This window comes from Binatus sp. (SeqCode), assembly GCF_035272065.1.
Lineage (GTDB): Bacteria > Desulfobacterota > Binatia > Binatales > Binataceae > Binatus.
Map to the genome: position 1 here is coordinate 1 of NZ_DATEQZ010000021.1, position 5,348 is coordinate 5,348.

At 61.6% G+C, this 5,348-nt stretch carries 5 protein-coding genes; all 5 read left to right on the forward strand.

Going from position 1 to position 5,348, the window contains the following annotated elements; translation table 11 throughout:
* On the forward strand, positions 1-622 hold a 622-nt coding region (locus VJX68_RS02345; protein ID WP_324094033.1), incomplete at its 5' end, for an alpha/beta hydrolase.
* A gap of 45 nt (positions 623-667) precedes the next feature.
* Positions 668-1,540, forward strand: coding sequence for an ion channel (locus tag VJX68_RS02350; RefSeq protein ID WP_324094034.1), 873 nt, complete (start codon positions 668-670; stop codon positions 1,538-1,540).
* A gap of 93 nt (positions 1,541-1,633) precedes the next feature.
* Positions 1,634-2,728, forward strand: coding sequence for an acyl-CoA desaturase (locus tag VJX68_RS02355; protein WP_324094035.1), 1,095 nt, complete (start codon positions 1,634-1,636; stop codon positions 2,726-2,728).
* 187 nt (positions 2,729-2,915) lie between these two features.
* Complete coding sequence (locus tag VJX68_RS02360) at positions 2,916-3,443, forward strand: hypothetical protein (protein ID WP_324094036.1); 528 nt, start codon at positions 2,916-2,918, stop codon at positions 3,441-3,443.
* Between the two features lie 222 nt (positions 3,444-3,665).
* On the forward strand, positions 3,666-4,982 hold the full coding sequence (locus VJX68_RS02365; protein ID WP_324094037.1) for a cyclopropane-fatty-acyl-phospholipid synthase family protein: 1,317 nt from the start codon (positions 3,666-3,668) through the stop codon (positions 4,980-4,982).
* The last annotated feature ends 366 nt before the right edge of the window (positions 4,983-5,348 follow it).

Below are 5,348 nucleotides of genomic sequence, written 5' to 3' on the forward strand. Positions count from 1 at the left end.
CGGCTGCGTTATCGTGTCGGTCGATTACCGCCTCGCGCCGGAGCACGTTTTTCCTGCCGGCGCCGAAGATTGTTACGCCGCGACAAAGTGGGTGGCCGAAAACGCGGCCTCACTCGGCGCCGATGCGTCGCGGCTCGCGGTTGGCGGCGACAGCGCCGGCGGAAATCTCGCCGCCGTCGTCTCGATGATGGCGCGCGATCGCGGCGGTCCCGCGATTAACTTCCAGCTGCTGCTCTATCCTGTCACGGATTGCGCGCTCGACACTCCCTCGCAGAAGGAATTTGCCGCCGACGGCTACGTGTTGTCGCGCGCCGACATGGAATGGTTCTGGAAAAATTACACCGACACTATCAGCGAGAAAAATAATCCCTACGCATGCCCGCTGCGCGCGAAAAACCTGAAGAGTCTGCCGCCCGCGCTAGTCCTCACCGCCAGCCACGATCCGCTGCGTGACGAAGGCGAGCGTTTCGCCGAGCGCCTGATCGCCGCTGGCGTCAAGACCACGTGCACGCGCTACGAAGGTGTCACCCACGGCTTCGTCAGCTTCGCCGACGCCCTCGAGAAAGGCAAAGAAGGCCAGCGCCAAGCCGCCGACGCCTTAAGGGCGGCGTTCGCCCGCTAACCTCCTGCTGACTGCGCGGCGCGCGCTCCGCTATATTTCTCCGCGATGGCGAAGCGACGTACACAGCTCGGCAGCCTGAAGGGTGACGGCCCGATTCACGGCGCACCCACTCGCGTGTTCGACGACCTCTACCACTTCCTGGTGACGTGCTCATGGCCGGCACTAATTGGCTTGATCGCCACCGCCTTCACTCTCGCCAACCTACTGTTCGCGACCGGCTACTACTTCGATCAGGGAATCGAGAATGCGCACTCCGGTTCGTTCGCCGACATGTTTTTTTTCAGCGTCCAGACCATGGCGACGATCGGTTACGGCAAGATGGTGCCAGTCACGCTGTTCTCGAACATCCTCGTCTCGATTGAGGCGCTGACCGGACTGCTCGCGCTCGCGCTGATGACCGGCCTCGTTTTCTCGAAGTTCTCGCGCCCCACTGCGCGCGTCAGGTTCACCCGCTATGCCGTAATCGGCCCGCGCGACGGCGCGCTCAGCCTGATGATCCGGGCGGCCAACATGCGCGCGAACCGGATCGTCGAGGCGAATATCCACGTCGTTCTCGCGCGCCAGGAAATCACCGTCGAAGGCGACTCGATTCGACGCCTCTACGATCTGGCAATGACGCGCAGCCGCAGCGCGATGTTCGCGTTGTCGTGGACCGCGGTCCATCGGATCGTCGAAGGCAGTCCGCTCTTCGGCGAGACGCGCGAATCGCTCGCCAGTTCCGCGCCCGAAATCATCGTGTCGATCACCGGACTCGACGAAACGTTCTCTCAGACCGTTCACGCGCGGCACACCTTCAAACTCGACGAGATCGTCTGGGGCGCGCGCTTGGCCGACGTGCTGGTGCTCCATCCCGACGGCAGCCGAAGCGTTGACTATACGCGCTTCGACGACGTCGAAATGCTTACGCCCGCCAAATGACGCCTCTTCGTGCTTGTTCACTTAGACGCGCAAATCTGGGCATTATCAGTGGGCGCCGCGCGGGATGAATTCCGCACACGGGTGGGGAGACAGATGACGTCAGGGACAGCGGGTAAATCCCGAAGATTTCTCATTGCGATCGCACGATGGTTCGACACCTCGGCTGGTGGCGTTCCAGCCGCCAACCTACCGCAGAAGACCGACTGGTTCCGATGCATCCCGTTCGTGGTCGTTCATCTGATGTGCCTGGGTGTGATCTGGGTCGGATGGAGTCCGGTCGCGGTTGGCGTCTGCATCGCGTTGTACTTCATCCGGATGTTCGCGATAACCGGATTCTACCACCGCTATTTTTCTCATCGCTCGTTCAAGACTTCGCGCGCCGGCCAGTTCGTGTTCGCGGTAATCGGCGCGACCGCGGTGCAGCGCGGCGCCTTATGGTGGGCGTCGCATCATCGGCTGCATCATCAGCGCTCCGACGAACCAGATGACGTTCATTCGCCGCGTCAAAATGGTTTCATCTGGAGCCACATCGGATGGATCACGTCGGAGGCTAACTTCCGTTCCGAGTTGGGCGTCGTCCGCGACCTCGCGAAATTTCCCGAGTTGATGTTTCTCGATCGCTTCGACGTGCTGGTTCCCACCCTACTCGGCTTCGCGATGTTCGGGCTGGGCGCGTTTCTCCAGCGCCATGCGCCGGGCCTGCAAACGACCGGCGCGCAAATGCTTATCTGGGGATTTTTCATTTCGACCGTGGTCCTTGCACACGGCACCTTTACGATCAATTCGCTGGCGCACGTCTTCGGGCGCCGCCGCTATGAGACCAACGACGACAGCCGCAACAGCTTCACGCTTGCGATGGTCACGCTCGGCGAGGGCTGGCACAACAATCACCATCACTTCCCCGCGGCGGCGCGCAACGGCTTCTTCTGGTGGGAAATCGACATCACCTACTACACTCTCAAGCTGCTCGAAGCCTGCGGCATAGTCTGGGACCTCCGCCAGGTCCCGCCCGAGCTGCTGGATGAGTCCCGGCTCGACAAGCCGCGCGTCACGGTGGTCGCAAAGCCTTTCGCGAGTTCCGCCGCCAGCGCGCCATCGACCATATCCCCGCTGACGTCGGAGCCATCGATCGACCCAGGGCCCGCTGCCGCACGGCCGGGGCTCGAGTCCTCAACGCCCGCGCTGTAGATCTTATCCTCTTTGACTCCGCGCCTGACATTCAGCGGCGGTAGGGTCGGTTTATGCGACACTTCTTATCTTAAAAAGAAGAATCTGATGCTTAGTTAACTCTTGACATACTACCAACTGATGGTATTGTTGCCCATAAGTTTCTAAGCAGCTTACCTCTTAAGCTCTTAAGAGGGAGGAAACCAGAATGAAGTTTGGAAAACTGATGGTGAGTGCGGTGGGCGCAGCCGCGATGCTTGTTGTCGCGACCGCACCGGCCGCGCTGGCCAAGGGCAAACCGTCGCCAGGGCCGAACGAATATACGGTCGGATGCGGCGACGGAACGATCGTGGTTTCACCGGAAACCCTGTGGCCGCCGAACCACAAGCTCAAAACGATCGACATCACCTACGTCGAAACCGCTCCGGATGCGGACACGATCTCGCTGACGATTAATTCGATCACCGACGATCAGATTGCCCAGGATCCGGGAACCGGCGGCACACCCGATGGATGCGGACCCTCCGAAGACGATTGGGAATTCGACAGTACGCCGGTGACTAACACTGATCCCAACGCAGTCGGGACGACGGTCCAGGTGCGTGCCGAACGATGCGGGTCGCTTGGAGACCGGCACTACGCCATCAACCTGACCTGCGGCACCACTGACGGCACTCCAGTCACGATCGACGTCCCCGTGGTCGTGCCGCACAACCACCCCAAGCACACGCACTAGAAGCTCGCCAGCATTGCGCAAACCGCCCGGCCCGCATCGCGGCGCCGGGTGGTTTCATTTCTGCCCTAACCCCTTCTAACAGGGACGAAGTCCCGCATCCTTATCTTATCGCTGGGTACAGGGGTCACCCCTGCCCAAGGAAGCCGGAAACCCACGGAGGGTTTCACATTCAATTATTCAATTAAGTTCTTCCCGTCCACCCTCCGCCGCGCTTGCGCCGCGATGCGACCGCGTGTAATTCGATGCGTCGAGATGGCCAAGTCTGATTCCATAGTCGCGTCGGGCGTCGAGGCGGCGCGGGCGCGTCGTCCGGCGATTCTCGATCGTTTCGCGCGCGGCGCGGTGCTTAGCCGTCTAGCGGGAATCAAAAGCGGCCGCGTCGTGATCGAAGACGGTGACGAGTGCATCCCGTTCGGCCAGAGTGCCGCGGACGCCGATTTGCGCGCCACTATCCGGGTTCACGACCGCCGCTTTTATTCCGATCTCGCGCTCGGCGGCAGCGTGGGAGCCGGCGAGGCGTACATGGCGGGCTCGTGGACCACCGACGATCTGACTGCGCTCGTGCAAATCATGATTCGCAACCGCGGCGTGACCGACGGCATCGACAGCGGCCTCGCGCGGCTCGCTAATCCCGTCCGCCGGGCTCTGCACTACCTCAATCGCAACACCAAAACCGGCAGCGAGCGCAATATCGCGGCGCATTACGATCTGGGCAACGATTTCTTCGAGCTGATCCTTGATCGCTCGCTGATGATGTACTCGTGCGCGATCTTCGAGCGTCCCGACACCACACTTGAGGAAGCCTCGGCCGCCAAGGTCGATCGCATTTGCCGCAAGCTCGATCTGCGCGCGCACGATCACGTCGTCGAGATCGGCACCGGCTGGGGCGGGTTTGCGATTCATGCCGCCAAAAACTACGGATGCCGCGTGACGACCACCACGATTTCGCGCGCACAGCACGACTACGCCGTCAAGCGCATCGCCGCCGAGGGCCTGTCGGAGCGAATCACCGTGCTGTTCAAGGACTACCGCGACTTGACCGGCCGATTCGACAAGGCCGTCTCGATCGAGATGATCGAGGCGGTCGGTCATCACTTCGTCGATTCATATTTCCGCAAATGCGGCGAGCTGCTGAAGCCGGACGGCATGATGCTGTTGCAGGCGATCACGATCACCGACCGTGAGTACGAGGGCGCGCTCAAGCGCGTCGATTTCATCAAGAAGTACATCTTCCCGGGCAGCTTCATCCCGTCGGTCACGGCGCTGTGCGATTCGCTCACGCGCTCGAGCGACCTGCGGTTGTTCCATCTCGAAGACCTGACACCCAACTACGCCGAGACGTTGAAGAACTGGCGCCTGCGGATGTTCAACAACATCGATCGTGTGCGTGCGCTCGGCTACCCGGAAGAATTCATCAGGATGTGGGAGTTCTACCTCTGCTACTGCGAGGGCGGCTTCCGCGAGCGCTACATCGGCGACGTGCAGATGCTCCTGACCAAGCCCGACTGCCGCAGAGCTCCGATCCTGCCGCGCCTGTGAATGAATCTACCTCTCCCCTCGGGAGAGGTCGTGCGGCGACACTTGTGTCGCGTACGGGTGAGGGCGCGCGCGTCGAGCACGGTGCAAGCGCCCTCACCCGCGCGGGAGCGCGTCCTCTCCCGAGGGAAGAGGTATTGGACTTTTGTAAGATCATGGCGGCTGAGCGAACTTCCCTGGTTGACAACAGCAATAACTAGATGGTAATAACTATCACCTAGGTTATGGAACTACAGCTCGTAAATGAGAGACGGCGCGCCCCTTACGCCGCCAAGCGCCTGTCCGAGTTCGCCGAGCGATGCCGCCGGGGCGGCCTGGCGGTCACCCCGCAGCGCGTGGCGATCATCAAGGCGCTACTCGGCTCCGGCG

What these genes read in the sequence shown, in the direction of transcription:
- VJX68_RS02350 (WP_324094034.1), top strand. Translation starts at nt 668, where the DNA reads ATGGCGAAGCGACGTACACAGCTCGGCAGCCTGAAGGGTGACGGCCCG.
- VJX68_RS02355 (WP_324094035.1), top strand. Translation starts at nt 1,634, where the DNA reads ATGACGTCAGGGACAGCGGGTAAATCCCGAAGATTTCTCATTGCGATC.
- VJX68_RS02360 (WP_324094036.1), top strand. Translation starts at nt 2,916, where the DNA reads ATGAAGTTTGGAAAACTGATGGTGAGTGCGGTGGGCGCAGCCGCGATG.
- VJX68_RS02365 (WP_324094037.1), top strand. Translation starts at nt 3,666, where the DNA reads ATGCGACCGCGTGTAATTCGATGCGTCGAGATGGCCAAGTCTGATTCC.